General features: G+C 54.9%; 12 protein-coding genes. 5 read left to right on the forward strand and 7 right to left on the reverse strand.

Annotation, left to right across the window (positions count from 1 at the left end; translation table 11 throughout):
• Window positions 1-184: 184 nt before the first annotated feature.
• The 3 genes from ahpC to B3Z17_RS01835 all read left to right on the forward strand — a co-directional run bounded on the left by ahpC (window position 185) and on the right by B3Z17_RS01835 (window position 3,122).
• Entirely contained in the window at window positions 185-748 is a 564-nt protein-coding gene (gene ahpC / locus B3Z17_RS01825) for an alkyl hydroperoxide reductase subunit C (RefSeq protein ID WP_286828340.1), read from the forward strand.
• 88 nt (window positions 749-836) lie between these two features.
• The gene (gene ahpF, locus B3Z17_RS01830; RefSeq protein WP_286828341.1) at window positions 837-2,414 is read left to right on the forward strand and encodes an alkyl hydroperoxide reductase subunit F; all 1,578 of its coding nucleotides are present in this window, start codon (window positions 837-839) and stop codon (window positions 2,412-2,414) included.
• 168 nt (window positions 2,415-2,582) lie between these two features.
• Entirely contained in the window at window positions 2,583-3,122 is a 540-nt protein-coding gene (locus B3Z17_RS01835; protein WP_139167419.1) for a hypothetical protein, read from the forward strand.
• A gap of 128 nt (window positions 3,123-3,250) precedes the next feature.
• Here the strand turns inward: B3Z17_RS01835 and B3Z17_RS01840 are convergent, their stop codons facing one another.
• The 3 genes from B3Z17_RS01840 to B3Z17_RS01850 are packed head-to-tail and all read right to left on the reverse strand — an operon-like array spanning window position 3,251 to window position 8,270.
• Entirely contained in the window at window positions 3,251-5,383 is a 2,133-nt protein-coding gene (locus B3Z17_RS01840) for a toll/interleukin-1 receptor domain-containing protein (RefSeq protein WP_286828342.1), read from the reverse strand.
• On the reverse strand, window positions 5,380-7,557 hold the full coding sequence (locus B3Z17_RS01845; RefSeq protein WP_286828343.1) for a toll/interleukin-1 receptor domain-containing protein: 2,178 nt from the start codon (window positions 7,555-7,557) through the stop codon (window positions 5,380-5,382). The genes B3Z17_RS01840 and B3Z17_RS01845 overlap by 4 nt, the downstream gene beginning before the upstream one ends.
• 44 nt (window positions 7,558-7,601) lie before the next feature.
• Window positions 7,602-8,270: an NUDIX hydrolase gene (locus B3Z17_RS01850; RefSeq protein ID WP_286828344.1), complete on the reverse strand. Its 669-nt coding sequence runs from the start codon at window positions 8,268-8,270 to the stop codon at window positions 7,602-7,604.
• A 318-nt stretch (window positions 8,271-8,588) separates the two neighbouring features.
• Here B3Z17_RS01850 and B3Z17_RS01855 point away from each other — a divergent pair, with 318 nt between their 5' ends.
• Window positions 8,589-9,020, forward strand: a complete 432-nt coding sequence (locus B3Z17_RS01855) for a TerB family tellurite resistance protein (RefSeq protein ID WP_074519297.1) — start codon at window positions 8,589-8,591, stop codon at window positions 9,018-9,020.
• A gap of 70 nt (window positions 9,021-9,090) precedes the next feature.
• Here the strand turns inward: B3Z17_RS01855 and B3Z17_RS01860 are convergent, their stop codons facing one another.
• Window positions 9,091-10,470: an aspartate aminotransferase family protein gene (locus B3Z17_RS01860; protein ID WP_286828345.1), complete on the reverse strand. Its 1,380-nt coding sequence runs from the start codon at window positions 10,468-10,470 to the stop codon at window positions 9,091-9,093.
• A gap of 165 nt (window positions 10,471-10,635) precedes the next feature.
• Between B3Z17_RS01860 and B3Z17_RS01865 the strand changes: the two genes are divergently transcribed.
• Window positions 10,636-11,118, forward strand: a complete 483-nt coding sequence (locus tag B3Z17_RS01865) for an Lrp/AsnC family transcriptional regulator (RefSeq protein ID WP_286828346.1) — start codon at window positions 10,636-10,638, stop codon at window positions 11,116-11,118.
• A gap of 8 nt (window positions 11,119-11,126) precedes the next feature.
• On the opposite strand, the gene B3Z17_RS01870 is transcribed toward B3Z17_RS01865, so the two are convergent.
• The 3 genes from B3Z17_RS01870 to B3Z17_RS01880 form a co-directional block, all read right to left on the reverse strand.
• Window positions 11,127-11,585, reverse strand: a complete 459-nt coding sequence (locus B3Z17_RS01870; RefSeq protein WP_068305366.1) for a cupin domain-containing protein — start codon at window positions 11,583-11,585, stop codon at window positions 11,127-11,129.
• Between the two features lie 86 nt (window positions 11,586-11,671).
• Complete coding sequence (locus tag B3Z17_RS01875) at window positions 11,672-11,911, reverse strand: Usg family protein (RefSeq protein WP_068307080.1); 240 nt, start codon at window positions 11,909-11,911, stop codon at window positions 11,672-11,674.
• Between the two features lie 126 nt (window positions 11,912-12,037).
• Window positions 12,038-14,377, reverse strand: coding sequence for a heavy metal translocating P-type ATPase (locus B3Z17_RS01880; protein ID WP_286828347.1), 2,340 nt, complete (start codon window positions 14,375-14,377; stop codon window positions 12,038-12,040).
• Window positions 14,378-14,454 lie beyond the last annotated feature (77 nt).

A 14,454-nucleotide genomic window follows, 5' to 3' on the forward strand; every position in this document is an offset into this window, starting at 1 on the left:
TTCCACCAGCGCTGGCGCCCTGCCTTCAGGTCGAGCGGGGCGTGACTTGACGACAGGAGGGTATTATTATCAATGAAAACGATTATTAAATCAAAAATAATCGATTGGATAGATTTAACTCGCTTGGATATGGTGCCTTCAACAGCCGCTATCGGCGCGCAGAATTTTATTAAGGAGATATCCAATGGCGATGATCAACAAATCCATTCCTGAATTCAAAGTAGAAGCTTTCCATGACGGCGAGTTCAAAACCGTTACCGATGCTGACGTGAAGGGCAAATGGTCCATCTTCCTGTTCTACCCGGCAGACTTCACCTTCGTGTGTCCGACTGAGCTTGAAGACATGGCTAACCACTATGACGAGCTGCAGCGCCTGGGTGTTGAGGTTTTCGCCGTGTCGACCGACACGCACTTCTGTCACAAGGCATGGCATGACAGCAGCGATGCCATCGGCAAGATCAAGTTTCCGATGCTCGGTGACCCGACCGGTGCAGTGACCCGTGGCTTTGATGTAATGATCGAAGAAGCAGCACAGGCCCTGCGCGGCACTTTCCTGGCTGACCCTGACGGCATCATCAAGGTTGCTGAAATTCACGACCTGGGCATCGGCCGGTCCGCCAAGGACATGGTGCGCAAAGTGAAGGCTGCCCAGTATGTGGCTGCGAATGACGGCGAAGTGTGCCCGGCTGCCTGGGAAGAAGGCCAAAGCACGCTGACCCCAAGCCTTGACCTCGTGGGCAAAATCTAATCCCAGCCAAGCTTGTGGCGCGTCGCAGCCTCCCTCGATGCGGCGCGCCAAACTCCCGCGAACCCCCGGCAGAACAGGAAAATGACCGATGCTGACCAATGATATTCTGAATGCCCTCAAGGGCTATACCGCGAACATGCAGAAGGACATCACCTTTGTGCTGCAAGCTGGCGAGCATGCAAAACGTCAGGAGCTCAGGGACTTCCTGACAATGATCGCGTCTGTTTCCGACCGCCTGTCGCTTGAGGAGCGGGATACAGCCTCTCTCAGGAGCCCGATCAGCTTCCTGCTGGAAGTGGGTGGCGCCGACAGTGGCGTGCGCTTTTCTGGTATTCCAGGCGGGCATGAATTCAATTCGCTGGTGCTGGCGATCCTGCATCTGTCGGGCACGCCGATCAAGCTGGACGACACGCTGCGGTCGATGATTGCGGGCATCACAGACAAGCTGGATTTCCAGGTGTATGTCAGCCTCAGCTGCCACAACTGCCCGGACGTTGTGCAGTCACTGAACCAGTTCGCGGCCATCAACGACTGCATCAGTTCTGAGATGATCGACGGCGGCCTGTATCCTGAACTGGTGGCTGAGAATAATATCCAGGGCGTGCCGACGGTGCTGTTGAACGGCAAGCCGTTCGCCACAGGCAAGATCGATACATCTGTGATTGTGAGCAAGCTTCTGGAAGCTTACCCGGGCATCAAGGACACCAAGCCAGGCCCACAGAATGCTTTGCCGCTTCAGGACGTTACCGTTGTGGGCGGTGGCCCCGCGGGTGTAAGCGCCGCCATCTATGCGGCACGCAAGGGTCTGAAGGTCACTATGATTGCCGAACGCTTCGGCGGTCAGGTCAAGGATACCATGGGCATCGAAAACCTGATTTCGGTTTCCAAGACCACCGGGCCCGAGCTTTCTGGCGCCCTGACGGCGCACCTGAATGACTATGACGTGACGCTGAAGGAGCACGTGCGGGTCGCGCAAGTTGATAAAGGCCCGGTCAAGACGCTGACCCTGACGTCTGGTGAGCAGATCCGGACACGGTCTTTGATTGTCGCAACCGGTGCCCAGTGGCGCAAGCTGGGCGTGCAGGGCGAAGACGAGAATGTAGGGCAGGGCGTGGCCTATTGTCCGCACTGTGACGGGCCTTTCTTCAAAGGCAAGGACGTGGCGGTGATTGGTGGCGGCAATTCGGGTATTGAGGCCGCACTGGATTTGGCGGGTATCGTGAAATCAGTCACGGTATTTGAGTTCCTGCCGGACCTGAAAGCTGACCAGGTGCTGGTGGACCAAGCCATGAAGCGAGATAATATCACCATCGTCAAGAACGCGGCGACCAAGGAAATCTCTGCCTCTGGCGGCAAGGTAACAGGGCTTCAGTATCAGGACCGGGCGTCCGGCGCGACAAAGCAATGGGACGGTGCCGGTGTGTTCATCCAGATTGGCCTTGTTCCCAACAGCGGCTTCCTCAAGGGTGTTGTTGACCTGTCGCCTTATGGCGAGGTGATTATCAACGAGAAGGGTGAAACATCCGAAGGCGGGATTTTTGCCTGTGGTGATGTGACGACGGTGCCTTACAAGCAGATTGTCGTCGCCATGGGCGAAGGCGCAAAGGCTTCACTTGCGGCTTTTGAATATCTGATGATGGGCCAGGATGAACAGCTGGCGGCATAGTTTTCTATCGGGCTTCAGGTGTGGCCTGGAGCCCAGGCGCTGATTCCGTGCGGGAATTTCGCCATAAATATGGTTAACCAAAGTAAAATTGCAATTTACTAAAATTTAAGGCAAAATCTTGGCTTCGTGGGGCGAATTGGAATAGTAATGGGAATGTTGGGAGATAACATGATGTTCAGTAAAGGCCGCTTGGCCGCTTTGGTTATTGGGGTTGCAGTTGGGTCGACAGGCGCATTCGCCGGTGACACTGCATCCGTTTCTTATGAAGGCACTTGCCTTGCACCGATCGCCGCTTACAAGGATGGCCTGCCAGCCATTGACGGCGCCGCAGAAATGTCCGCTGACCAGCAAATCGTTGCGACAACAGATATGTTCCGCACGGTTCTGGCGGCATTCGCTGAAGTTCAGGCCTGCCATCAGGGTCTGGTAGACAAAGACGGCGCTGACGAGAAGTTCGCTTCCCTTTATGCCGGCACGCGCGAAACCAGCCGTGTGTTCGAAAAGGTTCAGGGCGAATTTGAAGCCAAGATCGAGGAAATGTCTGCCTCTGCACTTTCAGGCGTGGCCCCGGCAGCTGGCGCAGACTCAGAAGCCGATCTGGCCGCGGAAGCACAAACTTTCAACACCATGGAGATCCTGATGGATTCCTACATGGTGCTGGAGCGCAGCCAGGAACTTGGCAAGAAGCTTCTGAAAGTATCTGGCTAGTCCCAGCGCTTTCACCGAAATCAGACAAAAGCCCGTCTTCTGGCGGGCTTTTTCATTCAAGCTTAATGGTATTGCTTCCGAAAGGAAGGACGGAACCAGGCAGAGGAAACAGTAGCCGCGTCAGAGTGTCAACGAGTTTCCATTTGCGAGAGGACCGTTAAGGCACGCTCGAAATCAGCCCGCTTGAACCCAATGCCCTTGAGGTTCGCAGCAATCTCGGACGCCACTTCAGCTTGGCCAAGATCTATATAGGCTTTCATTAGTGCAAACCGAACAGCGGGATGGACATTGTCTCTGTGTTTGCCATAGGCAGTGATAACTGCCTGATTGGCCTTACGGGCACGGCCTAGGTCCCCTTTTTCCTGGTGAAGGGCTGCGATCGTGGTGTGGTAGTGTGCCATCATCTTACGCCCTGCGATAGAGTTGAAGAACCTTTCTGGGCTGGACTCTAACGCCACAGTCACTTCATTGAGAAGCTTCTCGGCTTCTTCTGTGCGCTGGATGGCGAGATTTGTGGCTGCGAGGGAGATTTTTGAGCCAAACAGCCCGTTCAGATTGGCGACGCTTTTATCCAACTGGCCCATTAGCTTTTCCAAGCTCTTGCTGCTTGTACTGAATAATCGCAAAGCTGTTTCATACTCTTGGTTGATGAAGGCAGCCGTGCCCAGCAAATAGTCTGAAAATATTAGATGGGCAGCCCAGTGCCTATTGTCAGGGTACTTGGCCGTCAGGACACTTATGCCATTCTTCGCCAATGATATTTTCTTGATGGCTCCGTCAATTTGGCCTGCATTAATCATGGTTTCAGCCATCTCAAGAGCAAACTTGTGCCGGATGAATTCCACCAACACTTCATCGGGCTTGATTGTCATGTATCGTTCATAGAGCTCTTGAGATTGCTGGTGGGCATTGATAGAGGCTTCAAGCGTGTCCGCCATTTCATATCCCAACCCCAGGAATCTGTAGCCACCGGCCAAGGAGCCAATCCATTCTTCTATCTGATTGGCCATTTCCTGCCTGATTTCGAGGGCAGCGTTGAAGTCATGCACGGCGCTTTTGGGTTGCAGCTCGCAGTTCAACTTAAGGAAACCGCGGTCGACTAAGGCGTTCCCAAGGCTTGCGCGCATATAAAAGGCTGCATCATCTCTGGCGCGCATAGCGGTCCCGACAGAAAGCCTTTCCTCGGCAACCTGCTTCGCTTTTTCACACTCTCCGGCCATCGCGTATGAAGTGGCGAGTATTTGAAGGGCTTGCGCATGAGAATCGATCAGTGTCAGGTCGTCCGGAGATGCTTCTAACAATGACCGGGTTGTTTTCGCCGTTTCTTCCACAAGTGCGATCACCTTGACGTGTTGGCCATGTACCAGATTGGTCCGCAACAGCGATCGCATTGACCGGATTTTCCGTGCGGTTTCTTGTGGTCCCATGAATGGACCGTTTTGGCCTTCATAGTGGTCGATCATGCGCTCAGTGACACTTTTCGTCAAATCTGCTTCCCCGAGCCGCCAAAGTCGTCGATTGATGCTCTCCGAAATATATTGGATGAGGCTTTCGGTCTCGTCCTGTTCCTGTTGCGCAAGAAGAAGGGCGTCCTCGGCCCGTTTTGTCGCAAAATAGGTTTGAACGGCCAGGCTGGTGGTTAAGAGCATACCCGTGGCCGCCAGTGCAGTGACTCCCCATAGCCGCCATTGGCGACGCTGCAGGTCACGCCGTACCAAGCTGTCAAGGTTAACGCCCAGGATGCCTGCGACGACTTTCAGTAGCGCCATTTTCTTGCCGTCGCCTTTTGCGCGGGCGTCTGCTGCCAAAGGCACGCCATAGGATGTTGCCGTTTCCAGGTGGTGGTCCAGAAGGGCTTTTGGGAAACACTCAAGGTCTGGGTCGAGCCCTCGCGCTCGTGCATGGGGTTCGCCGTCCTTGATAATGTAGAAGATATGGTCATCGCCCCGCATTTTGCGGAATTGCTTGATCTCCTGGTTGACGCCCAAAGAATGGACAGCGTTGGGAGAGCATACAACAAGAAGTGTCTGGCTTTGTTCCAGGGCCTCTTGGATATTGGCATCCAGGTGTGCTCCGGCGGCCAATTCTTCGCGGTCCCGGAAGATGCGTGTCAGTTTGGCAGGGACCGTGCCGTTGCCGCCTTCTGTTCCCACCAAATGACGTGGCACACGATAGGTTTCAAGGGCGCTGAGCAGCCACTTGGTCCACTTATCATCCTTGTGGCTATAGGACACAAAGGCTGAATAGCATCTCTGCGTCATGACTTGCCCGCAGAGGCAATCTGATTTTGCGTGTGTTGATCCAGTTCTGCGATTGCATTCAGGAAGTCCGTACGCGCAAAGCCAATAGCCTTCAGGTTCTTGGCAATTTCCAAAGCGGCGGCCTGGTTTGCTGTTTTGATATAGGCTTTCATCAGCTCAAAACGCACCACTGGATGGCTCTGTCGCCATCTCTCTCCCAGTTTGTCGACCAGTTGCAACCGGAGCGAACGGGCCAACTCGGTGTTGCCCTGCATTGCGGCGATTTCAGCCTGTGCATTCATATGGATGGACAGCATCTTCCTGCCAAAAATTGATTGGAAAAAACGTTGCGGCAGTGAGTGGATGTCACCCTCAACCTGTACCAATGAGGTCTCGGCGTCCGCCAGGTTTCCCTGATTGGCCTGCGCCAGCGCATGCAGCGTTTCAGCGGTCATAAGCCAGTTTGTTGCGTCGAGCGTTTCCACCGAATTTTTATGTTGTGCATCTAATAGGTCCAAGGCTTTTGATAAAGCGGCCTGGGCCTTTTGCCATTCCCCTTCCACCATCAGGATTTGGCCGCGGATAAGGTCTGCCCGCCCCACCATGACCAGGTATCGATAATTTTCCGGGTCGTTTTCCAACAGTTTCTTGAGGTTGGTCTGGCCTTTATTCAAAAAATCCTTTGCCTCGGGTATGCGCCCGGCATGCAAAAGCAACTCGGCCATTTCATTGTGAAAGCGAAAGCGCAGCATCTGGTAAATCAGCTGGTTCGGCGAAAGCTGCTGCCGTTCCAGATAGGTGTCCAGGCATTTTTGTCGGGATGCGATCGACACGGCCAGCGGCTCTGTTATCTCCTGGATCGACGACAGGTGATGGTATCCACCAGCAACATTTTGGAGCCGATAGTAGCTATCGACATTTCTTGGCAGCAGGCCAACGGCAATTCTGATGGCCAGGCCTTTCTTGATCATCTCGTAAGCTTCGTCTGTACGCTGAAACGGGTGTGCGTAGACCCAAGCAAGATCAATCAAGGCATTGCCAATTTCCATTCTGTCATCGGGATGCCTTTCCGGCTCAAGGCTGTAAAGGCGTTCTGCTGTCGAGATCCGCTCTTCGATCAGGCTTCGGGCTTCTTCATACCGTCCGTCCGTCAGGCGAATGTCACTGAGCAGTTTCAATGTATTGAGGTGGGTTTGCAGCACAGTAGTATCGACAGGATGCTTTTGCATTACTTCAAGGGTTACGGTGCGAAGTTCGGCGATTCGGTCCCCCAGGACCGACGTATCGCCTTTAAAAAGTTGGGACCGGGCCAGCATGGCAAGCCCCCGCACCTTGCGCGCGATTTCTTTCGGGCCCATATCGGGGCTGTTCTGGCCGTCATAGTGATCCAGAATACGCGAAGACATGGCTTCCAGTATGTCCACATGGCCTCGACGCCATAGCTGTCTGCCCAGGTCATCAGCAATGTAGGAAATCAGGCTTTCAGCTTCATCTTGCTGTCTCTGGGCATGCTCCAGCGCTTCCTCTGCGGTCTTTGACGCCAGGTAAGCTTGGGTTGCCAGGGCTGTCGTTAGCATCATGCCAGCTGTAGCCGCCACCATAAATCCCCAAAGCCTTCGCTGCCGGCGTTGGAGGTCGCGCCGTACCAAGGTATCCAGATTGACTCCCAAGATGCCAGCGATGACCTTGAGCAGCGCCATTTTCTTGCCATCGCCCTTTGCACGCGCATCGGCGGCTAGCGGGACACCATAGGCTGTTGTTGTCTCCAAGCTGTGGTCAAGAAGGGCTTTGGGAAAGCACTCGAGATCAGGATCAAACCCTCGTGCCTCAGCATGTGGTTCACCGTCCTTGATGATATAGAAGATATGCTCGTCACCGCGCATCTGGCGGAAGAGTTCAATTTCCTGGTTGACACCATAGGAATGAACAGCGTTTGGAGAGCATACCACAAGAAGTGTCTGGCTTTGTTCTAGGGCCTCCTGGATCTTGGCGTCCAGATGTGCCCCTGCTGCCAATTCTTCGCGGTCCCGGAAGATGCGTGTCAGTTTTGCCGGAACCGTGCCGTTGCCGCCTTCTGTTCCAACCAGATGACGTGGCACACGATAGGCTTCAAGGGCTTTTAGGAGCCAGCGCGCCCATTTGTCATCCTTGTGGCTGTAGGACACAAAGGCTGTGTAAGTCGTATGTTCAGTCAAATTTCCGCTTCAAAAGCGTTGCCGCCTCGACCCCCCAGTCAAAATCAACGGATAATCTTTACGCTCTTGGGATCAATAATCCGGTAAAGCATCGCGGGCCTATGGGCGCCGCGAGAAAATTTCTTACCTGTTTCCTCAATCAGGTTGAGAGACAGAATCCATTTTCTGAAATTCCGTTTATCAAGTTCGCGACCAATTGCCTGCTCATAAACCGTCTGCAGCTGCGACAAGGTGAATTCGTCCGGCATGAACTGCAGGCCAATGGTGGAATATTCCATTTTGGCAGATAGTCGGCCCTGTGCCACCTGGATGATTTCCTGGTGGTCAAACGCCAGGGACGGCAGTTCATCAATGGGGAACCACTGCGCTTCTTCGGCATCTGTGCCAGCGGCAAGTTCCATGCCTTCCGACTGCGTCAGGGTATAGTAGGCGACGCTGATAACGCGCTCCCTTGGATCGCGATCAGGCTTGCCGAACGTGCAAAGCTGTTCAAGATAAACATCGGACAAGCCGGCTTCTTCCTCAAGTTCCCGTTTGGCACATTCGTCCAGACTTTCATCCATACGGACAAAACCGCCGGGCAGGGCCCACGATCCCTTGAACGGATCCATTCCCCGTTTGATCAACAGGAGGTTCAGTTTGGCGTCCCGTACAGTGAAGATGACAATGTCAGTCGTCACCGCCGGATGGGGATATTCATAGGTGTAAGTCATTCTTGTTCGTGTTCCTAAAACACATTAATTTTTATGGGCTTACTCAAAAACTCTGATTCTTGGTTAACAAAAAAACCACGATGTCACTAGTATCAGATTTTCACCCTAGGGATATATATTTTGTCACACGGGCATATATTTTCCCATAGCGTTATGTATTTTGTTTTCACGCGCCGGAGTTTCCACTAAAGGTCTCAGGGCAGCCCGACAGCGATGTTGGGCATTTGCCAAAATTCCATGATGGTACTTGACCCGCCTGCCGATTTGGGTTGGTATCGCAATAACGTAATTTCTTAAGGGTTTAAACGGAGGGGTAGTATGTCGCTAATGCAGCTTGAAACCATTACGGGGCTGTTTCGCGGGAAAGAGTTGAGCGAAGCCGATAAAAAAGAGGCAATTCGGGAAGCTCTGTTCATGACCCTGTCGCGCGCTACCGCTGCTGACAGCAACGTCGCCGGTCTTGAAGTTTCCACTGTCCAGCGCATCCTGAAGGATGCTGTTGGTGAAGAAGTGAGCGAGAAAGATATCCGCGTTGCTGCCAACTCGGCGCTTTATAAGGAAGGGTCGCTTGAAAAAGTGCTTTCCAAGCTCGCTGGCAAGGTTGACGCGGCTGAGCGTTGTTCGATTGTAACGGCGCTCGCTGAGGTTCTGAAGGCTGACGGTAAGGTTAGCCCGTTTGAAGTTGAGTTTTTCAACGGCGTTGTCAAGGCGCTGGGGCTCAGCCACGCAGACGTTGCAGGTCTCGAGTAGGTCAAAAGAATTTGGCGCTTCGGTGCCAGGAGAAAGGCGGGCTTTTGCCCGCCTTTTTTGTGTCCAGCGCTCAGGAGCCTGCCGCCATGACGGCATCTATGCCAGCTTTGGTGATCTCAACAATGTCGTCAACATCGCCGCGAGCAAGCGTCAGAGGGGGTGACAGAGCCAGTGAATTCATGGTCGGCAAAGGACGGATCACCAGACCGCGTCGGTAGCATTCCTCCGAAATTTTGGCGGCCAGCTTCCGGGTGGGGTCCAGGAATGTTTTGCTGTCCGCGTCCGCCATCAGTTGGATTGCGGCTACAAGCCCTGCGCCCCGTATTTCGCCTACATGGGCGTGGCCTTTAAAGGCCTCCCGCAGTTGCTGATGGAAATAGGCGCCTGTGGTAGCTGCGTTCTCGACCAGCTGTTCGCGCTTCATGATTTCAAGCACCTTGAGCGCGACGGCAGCGCCCACAGGGTGCCCGCTATAAGTATAGCCGTGGGAAAAGCCGCCTAGTTCGCGTGAAGCGGTGCGCATGACATCATGGATTTCCTGGCTGATGAAAGCCGCAGACATGGGGAAAATGCCGGCTGTCAGGCCTTTGGCTGTGGCCATCATGTCGGGCTTGATGCCGTAAAGGTCCGAGCCGAAATTGTGCCCAGTGCGCCCGTACCCGCACACCACCTCGTCGGCGATGATCAAGATATCGTTGCGGCGGCAGATGTCCTGTATGCCTTGCCAGTAGCCTTCAGGTGGTGTCACCACGCCGCCGGCGCCCATGATGGGTTCGCCAATGAAGGCGGCGATGGTATCCGCGCCTTCCTCTTCTATCAGTTGCTCCAGGCGGGACAGCAGGCGGGCAGAGAAGGCGGTTTCGTCTTCACCGTCCTCAGCTTGGCTGTAGAAGTGCGGGAAGTCCGTATGCTTGACGAAGTCAAGCGGCAGACCAAACGCCTTGTGGAAGCTTTTCAGCCCCGTCAGGCTTGCGGTGGAGATCGACGTGCCGTGATAGGCTTGCCAGCGGGAGATGATCTTGCGCTTTTCCGGTTTGCCTCGCATGGCGTTATATTGCCAGGCGATTTTCACCAGCGTGTCGTTAGCGTCAGATCCAGAGCAGCCGAAGAACACATGGCTCAGGCCTTCCGGTGCCATCGCGATCAGTTCATCTGCCAGGGCTTCCTGCATATCGTTGGTGTGGCCCCCGAATGTATGGAAATAATCCAGCTTCAGGGCCGCATCCCGCATGGCGTCGGCAATTTCCGCGCGACCGTGGCCAACGTTGGCACACCAAAGTCCGGCGATACCGTCTATGGCTTTATGGCCGTCGGCGTCGGTTACATGAATACCTTGTGCATCTGCAATTTTGCGGGGACCATCGGCCTCCAGGGCGGATATTGATGTCGCAGGGTGAAGAATCTTCTGCTTATGAATCTTTTGCTGGCTTTGCCTGGCAATGTCGTGCATTTTGCTCACCATATATTGAATTTCTTGGCTCCATGGAACCATAGGCACGCCAGAATGAAATAGGGAACTTCGGGGTTGCGGCCCCATTAATTGCGGAAATCGGGGCAGGGGCCGCATGAACTGCGGAAGATGCAAAGGCCCACCCAGCACGGGAGAAAACGCAGCATGAAGCTTGATCGGATCAACCTGAATATTTTGGCCTGCCTGCAGGAAAACGGCCGCATCACCAATCAGGAACTTGCCGATAAGGTTGCCCTGTCCCCAAGCGCGTGCCTCACCCGCACCCGCCGTCTTGAAGAAGAAGGCTATGTCACCAGTTACCGGGCTGATGTGGCGCTGGATAAAATCGGGCCCGTGCTTTCCGCCTTCATGGAAGTCACGCTGGAGAGCCACTTTCCTGACGATTTCAAGAAATTCGACGCCTACATCGCGTCAAAGGAAGAGATCGTGTCCGCCTATATGCTGGGGGCCACGTTCGATTATCTGCTGCGCGTCGTGATCCGCGATATGGCACAGCTCAGGAACCTGTCGGATGAGATTTTGAGTGCCGAGATCGGCGTGGTGAAGCTCAATACGCTGCCAGTGCTTGAAGAATGCAAAAGCTTCGCGGGCTATCCGGTGCGCCAGCTGGTGGCCGACGCACCCTAATGTAGCGGCTATTCTTCACCCACCATCGGGGTAGGGGAATAGATCACATAGATCTTGGTGTACCCTTTGGTATCCCAGGTTCCGCGCCATTCCTTACCGATGGTGACAGCGTCTCCGGCCTTTATTTCGGTGACGGTTCCATCGTCGGATGTCAGCGTCACACCACCTTCCAGAAAATACATGAATTCGTCCACGCCGTAGGGCTCCAGCGTCATGCGAACGGGGCCAGACCGGTACATGCCGCTATCAAACTTCTTGTCGGTCGAGAGAAATGTTTCAACGTCTTCGGTTTGGTAGGGGCCCTCTTCGCCTTCATGCGTCATGACGACGAGGCGCTTGTCCTTGAAAATCTCGCCTGCGATTTCCGCCTTTGACATCTTTTGTGGATGCTTGGTCATATCATCGCCAGCAAATGTTGGCGCGCTAAGGCAGGCTCCTGCCAGAAATGCGATCACAAAACGAGACATTTATTTCCTCCCTCAATGTCTGATGGGGAAATATATATCATCAACGTTGTAAAATGTGATCACAAAATTGCAACTTTGTCCCGACGTCAGTGGATGATCATGGTGTCCGCCATTCTCAGTTCCGCTGGCTTTATGAGCTCCAGCGACGCCACGCGCACGCTGTGCAGTTTGCCGTCCAGGTTCTTTTCCCAGAAATCGAGGAATTTCCTAAGCACCGGGAAGCGGGGTGCGATGTCCAGCTCCTGCCAGACATATTCCTGCAGCAGCCGCTCAAAGTCTGGCCGGTAATAATAGATGTGCGCCGTGGTCAGGCGGTAGTCCTTCATCTGTTTTTCGAAGTCGTTCACGTTACGTCTCCTAAGTTGGGCACCTGTACCCAGTATGAGAAACGAAAGTTGACGGACTATTAATGCAATTCTTTCAATTGCTTACGAAATATTTACCGGTCGATGCTATAGAGAGACCTTCCTTAGCCGAAGCGCATTGGTGATCACCGAGACAGAACTTAGGCTCATGGCCGCTGCTGCAAACATGGGTGAGATCAGGATGCCCAGGAACGGATACAGCACGCCGGCTGCGATCGGCACCCCCGCCGCGTTATAGACAAGCGCAAAGAACAGATTCTGTTTGATGTTTCGCATTGTGGCCACCGCCAGTTTGCGCGCCTTTACAATGCCAAGGAGGTCGCCTTTCACCAGGGTGAAGCCTGCGCTTTCGATCGCCACATCGGCGCCTGTACCCATGGCAATGCCCACATCTGCCTGTGCAAGCGCCGGTGCGTCATTGACGCCGTCCCCGGCCATGGCTACGCGGTGGCCTTTTTCCTGAAGCTCTTTCACCAGGGCCGCCTTATTTTCTGGCAGCACATCGGCACGGATGTCGTCGATACCCAGGCGTGCGGCCACGGCCTTTGCCGTGCGGGCGTTGTCGCCGGTGGCCATGATTACCTTCAGCCCAACCTTATGAAGTGCCTTTAGCGCCTCTGCCGTTGTTTCCTTGACCGGGTCTGCAACGCAGACAAGCCCGGCGGCCTTGCCGTCAACCACAACGAACATCACAGTTTCGCCGTTGTCACGACGACTGTCTGCGTCGGCCGACAGCGCCCCCGCGTTCACGCCCATATCGTCCATCAGCTTGGCGTTCCCGAGTGCCACATCCTTGCCGGCCACTTTGCCGCGCACGCCCTTGCCGGTAATGGCTTCGAAGTCTACCGCGTCTTCCAGTGTTGCGTTGCGGGCCTTTGCGGCGTTCACAATGGCGTCCGCTAGCGGATGCTCTGACCCGCGCTCAAGGCTTGCCGCCAGCATCAACACGCTGTCCTCGTCAAAGCCGTCAGCTGGTAAAACAGCTGTCAGCTCTGGTTTCCCGACAGTGAGGGTGCCTGTCTTGTCGACAATCAGCATGTCTACTTTGGCAAATCGTTCCAGCGCTTCCGCATTCTTGATCAGCACCCCCGCCATTGCGCCGCGTCCGGTCGCGGTCATGATCGACATGGGCGTGGCAAGGCCAAGCGCACAAGGACAAGCGATGATCAGCACTGCAACGGCAGCAATCAGCGCATAGGAAAAGGCGGGTGAGGGGCCCCAGGCAGCCCAACCGATGAAAGCGGCGATGGCAACGGCAATCACCGCAGGCACGAATTTGCCTGCCACCGCATCAGCCAACTTCTGGATTGGGGCCCGGCTTCTTTGGGCGTTCGCCACCATCTCAACGATCTGAGACAGCATGGTATCCTTGCCGACCCGTTCCGCTTTCATGATCAGGCTGCCGTTTCCGTTGATAGTGGCACCAGTGAGCGTGTCACCTTCGGATTTTTCAACGGGTACTGGCTCGCCGGAGATCATGGATTCGTCCACAGATGAACGTCCTTCGAGCACACTGCCGTCCACCGGTACCTTTTCGCCGGGGCGGACACGCAGGCGGTCACCTACCGCCACATCTTCAAGTGGGATTTCTTCTTCCGAGCCGTCGTCGCGGATGACGCGCGCGGTCTTGGCTGCCATGTCGAGGAGAGCCCGAATTGCGGCACCTGTTCGGTTGCGGGCGCCCAGTTCCATCAGTTGCCCAAGCAGCACCAGGACCACAATCACAGCACCAGCCTCGAAATAGACATGCACCTGACCGTCCTCGCCCCGGAAACCGGCGGGGAAAATGCCGGGGGCAAACACGGCTACAGTGCTGAAGGCATAGGCTGCCCCTGTGCCGGTGGCGATCAGAGTGAACATATTCAGGCTTTTGTTGATGACCGACTGCACACCGCGCTCAAAAAACGGCCAGCCGCTCCACAGCACCACGGGGGTCGCGAGGAAGAATTCGATCCAGGCAGCCGTGCGCTCACCAATTGCTTCACGAATGGCGCCAAGGCCAAAGAAGGGGGCCATGGCCAAGATGAATAGCGGCACCGTGAAAACTGTACCGATCCAGAAGCGCCGACGGAAGTCGATATATTCCGGGTCAGGGCCCGTATCGCCGGTCGGGACACCCATAGGCTCCAGCGCCATGCCGCATTTGGGGCAGCTGCCGGGACCTTCCTGAACGATTTCCGGGTGCATAGGGCAGGTATAGAGCGTGCCTTCAGGCATTGGCTCAGGCTCGGGCGCGCCTTCCATGTATGCTTCAGGGTCTGCGTCGAACTTCTTCTTGCAGTGGCCGCTGCAGAAGAAATAGTCCTCGCCCTCATGGCTGCTCTTGTGTGCTGTCGTGCCCGGGTCGACGGTCATGCCGCAGACGGGGTCATGCGCCGTATGGTTTTCATGTGTCTCGTGGCTATCGTGCGCGTGGCAACTGGTCATGGTTGTATCCTTGAACTTGCTTTCGCGCCCTATGGTAGGGTTTGAGCAGGGTCCAAGGTCAAGCCATAAAATTTTGC

The organism is Kordiimonas sp. UBA4487 (assembly GCF_002389025.1).
GTDB classification, from domain to species: Bacteria; Pseudomonadota; Alphaproteobacteria; order Sphingomonadales; family Kordiimonadaceae; genus Kordiimonas; species Kordiimonas lacus.